The 3,524-nt window shown below is 56.0% G+C and carries 2 protein-coding genes; one reads left to right on the forward strand and one right to left on the reverse strand.

Features of this window, described 5'->3' with window-relative positions:
- The first annotated feature begins 14 nt into the window (after positions 1 to 14).
- On the forward strand, positions 15 to 2,573 hold the full coding sequence (locus tag E6C76_RS21910; RefSeq protein WP_136350399.1) for an AAA family ATPase: 2,559 nt from the start codon (positions 15 to 17) through the stop codon (positions 2,571 to 2,573).
- Here E6C76_RS21910 and E6C76_RS21915 read toward each other — a convergent pair.
- Complete coding sequence (locus E6C76_RS21915; RefSeq protein ID WP_136350400.1) at positions 2,482 to 3,507, reverse strand: D-alanine--D-alanine ligase family protein; 1,026 nt, start codon at positions 3,505 to 3,507, stop codon at positions 2,482 to 2,484. The two genes, E6C76_RS21910 and E6C76_RS21915, sit on opposite strands and share 92 nt — an antisense overlap.
- Between the last annotated feature and the right edge of the window lie 17 nt (positions 3,508 to 3,524).

A 3,524-nucleotide genomic window follows, 5' to 3' on the forward strand; every position in this document is an offset into this window, starting at 1 on the left:
GATAACTAGGAATTATGGTCGCCTCCAAAATTCCCGAAATCTCTGGCCCGCCGTCGCCTCGTCGATCTCCTTTCGTCAATCGGCGAGAGGAGTTAACGCGGCTGCTGAGCTATCTACCGCCGTCTAAGCAGACCGGCTCGTTCGTCATACTGAAGGCACCTTCGGGCTTCGGAAAGACCCGTCTGACCACCAGACTACTGGAACTACTGCAGGAGCAAGGTATGCCGGCGGTAGCTGTCGAGCCGCAGGTCAGGGCGAAGACTTCGGCACATTCTGTCTACCAGGGGTTCTTTATCCAGCGTTGTGCGGAAGCGTTGGATGCACTCGCTGCCGACGGGAGCGTATCCCTCCCTCGATTCGAGGAATTCCTCAAGAGTGATCGGCTTCGCCGTGCTCGTGCAATGGATTGGCGTAGCGCCATGCGGAAGGTGCCGAGCCTGAAAACCCTGTACGACGTCAGCGTGGAACTGCTCGATCGGGTCTTCAACACTGGTGACCACAGTGCCCGCAAACTGCTCACGAGCGATTCTCGAGATGCAGTCGATACTTGCATGCGGTACGCGCGCCAGGTTGAAGGCATTGCGCAGCTAGTGATAGTAGTGCGCGAGGCTCAGCACATCGATTCAACTAGCCTGCAGTTCCTCGGCGAGATATTCCATCCCGCAACAGCTAGAAGCGTCATTCTCGAGTACACGCAGGACTCGAGCGGGGCTCTCAACGTTTTGTTCGATGATTTCATCAGCACTGCCCCACTTCAGGATGCAGCTTGGCTGCGCATCGTCGAATTAGTGCAACTCACGAAACCTCATCTTGAAGAACTCCTGCGCCAGACGCTCCCGGGTTCGCGGGAACTTAGCGGTGAGTACTACCTTCGCTGGGACGGAAACGTTCGGGCCATCAACCAGTTGCGCTTTTCGGTCTCAATGGAATGCCATCCGGCACTGCCCCAGCTTTCGGATGTTGCGATAGGCGTCATAGACGGCTACCGGCGGCGAATAACGGCACTGTCCCCGACTGCACGCATGATTCTGTGCTTGCTACTAGCGCACGGCGAGGCGATTCCCTCTTTTCTGCTGCAGTTGCTCCTCGAGCAATTGAACACGCTAGCTTCGAAATTCACGGTCGAGCGCGAGATCATCGCGCTGATCACCGAAGAACTTGTAGTCCGCCATCAGGGTGACGCGTTGGGCATCGATAACGAGGACGTTGCCGAAGCGGTACACACTCATCCGCCCCTTGCTGGCATGCTACTCCTAGCAAAGAGTGCACTCCGCGACCATTATCGCGATGCTGTGTTCTCACCCGGGGATGCCAGAAAAGACATATCACTCGCACTGCGCCAGGCCTTGCGGTTGTCTGTCGAACTCGCAGACGTGACGACGATGGAAGCGATGGTCGAGCAACTGACCGGTACCGTCACGACTAACATCGATCAATCCTGGTATGTAGGCCAGATCACCTCGGCCGTTAACGGCAACGCGCACCTGTTTGCGGATCAGCGGGACAAACTTCTCATCTGGGCTGCGGAGTTGGCCTGCGAGGTCGCGGACTTTCAAAAAGCGCGCGACCTACTACGGCAGTTGTCCACGCGATCTACGTTCTCGGAGGTCTTGCTTTGCTCTTGTTTGATTGAGACAGGGGACCACTCCGAAGCAGCGGACAAAGCGAAACTACTTAAGCTGAGTGCTGATGTCGAAGAAAGCTTTGCGGGGGAGCTGATTGAGCTGATCTTACTGAGGTGCACTGGCCACATCGAGCAAGCACGTGACCTGTGGGAACGACTCGACCAAATTCCCAGTACGGTGAGCCGCCGTCTCTACGGATATCTCCTCCGATTCAAGGAGCTTGTTGACGACTTCCCTGCTTGCGTCGATGCCTTGCGTGCCAGTGCCGACTGGTTTGGTGAGCGCGGACTTGCGAGTTCGGCCGCTTATTCAGAATTGACGCTAGCGAGCCACCTTGCTCGAATGGGGAATGTTGCTGGTGCATGCGAGTCGATCGAGACCGCCCGTTCGTTGCTCGCGCTGACTACTCGAGATCAGCACATCTTGCTCAATAACGAAGCGGCGGTGAACTTGCTATCGAGCACGCCGTCACCTGCGCAGTGCTGTGAATGGCTCGTCCGGGGAGTGCCATGCGCCGGCGACGACTACTCTGCACTCGTGCTTTACACGAACCTCGCTGTCGCAGCAGTATTGTCGGGACGCCACGATGTGGCCAGAGAAGCTTCCGAGCGCTCGATGCGCATCCTCGCTGCACCCAAGTTCGCGGAGCGAAATGTCTTCTGGGGCGCCATCTTCAACCTCGGATTCGTCGATGATCTATTGGCACTCGGCCAACGTGCTGAACTTGATCGCCTATCCGCAAAACTGGAGCCGCACGTGCTGCAAGACGAATATTGGCAGTATCGCTTCAAGCGCTCCGAGTCCGTGTCAGAGAGGTTCTCTGTGATGCTAAGCAAGCCGTACCATCCACTTTTCCTCAGCCATTGGACGCTGGACGTCGATGGTTTACGGACTCTGAAGCCAGGATACTTCGCAGCACCTGGGAATACGACCAGCCGCAGTACGTGAAACTCTGAGCGAAAGCGCCTTCCGGATCGAGCCACGCATCGGGCGTCAGCTCAAGGAAATGGAAGCGGCCATTAAACAGCTTTCCGTCAATCCGGCAGTATCCTACATGCCCCACTGTTTCCAGAAGTCTGGAAATGGCCCCAATGTCCTGTTCCGCAATTTTTTCGTCGAGCGGCGTCACCTCAAGGCCGATCCATGGTGCCTTGGCCTCCATTCCGAACAGGTGACCCTCGAAGTAGTGAGGATGGCCGGCGATCTTGATTTCCGCGAAGCGCATCTCCATGCCATCACAGGCTTCGATCACATTGACGCTGACCTCGCGCCCCCCAACAAACTTCTCTACGAGGACTGGTTGGTTGAACTCGCGAAGCAGTTCGCGCGCGATTTCTTGCATCTGAGCGGAATCCTCAACTCTGCATCGTTCAGAGATGCCGATAGAGCTGCCCTCCATGTTTGGCTTGACGACCACTGGAAACGGTACGCTACCCAGTCGATCAAGATCAGTTTCGTTCCTAACGATGCGATGCCATGGCGTGATCATCCCGCACTGCGATGCAAGCATTTTGGAAATCTCTTTGTCCTGACATACAACCCGACCATAGACGTCCGGGCCAATGAATCGCATGTCGAATGACTCGCATATGGCTGGCACGAGCGCCATGCGATTGCGGGAACGTTCTCCGCCGAAGATAGACAGCACAACATCGCCAGGAAAGCGCTGCGATGCTCTCTCGGTGAGTGCATCAAGACTTGAGAGATGGAGTGCAGAGATGCCCAGTGATTCGATAGCTTGCGTGATCGCAGCAACTGTTCCAAGCGAACTCTTTTCTAGATCGTGCCGCCACTCGGACGATCTCTCTTCGGTCTCATCGGAGACAATATCTGCGATAACCACCACCGTCGATAGGTCGAGTTTCGCTTCTTTCTCCTGCATGATAATTCCTAGTTATC

The sequence above is a fragment of the Pseudothauera nasutitermitis genome (assembly GCF_004801295.1).
Classification (GTDB): Bacteria; Pseudomonadota; Gammaproteobacteria; order Burkholderiales; family Rhodocyclaceae; genus Pseudothauera; species Pseudothauera nasutitermitis.

Excerpts from the sequence above, each read along its gene's own strand:
- E6C76_RS21910 (WP_136350399.1), top strand. The coding sequence starts at position 15 with ATGGTCGCCTCCAAAATTCCCGAAATCTCTGGCCCGCCGTCGCCTCGT.
- E6C76_RS21915 (WP_136350400.1), bottom strand. The coding sequence starts at position 3,507 with ATGCAGGAGAAAGAAGCGAAACTCGACCTATCGACGGTGGTGGTTATC.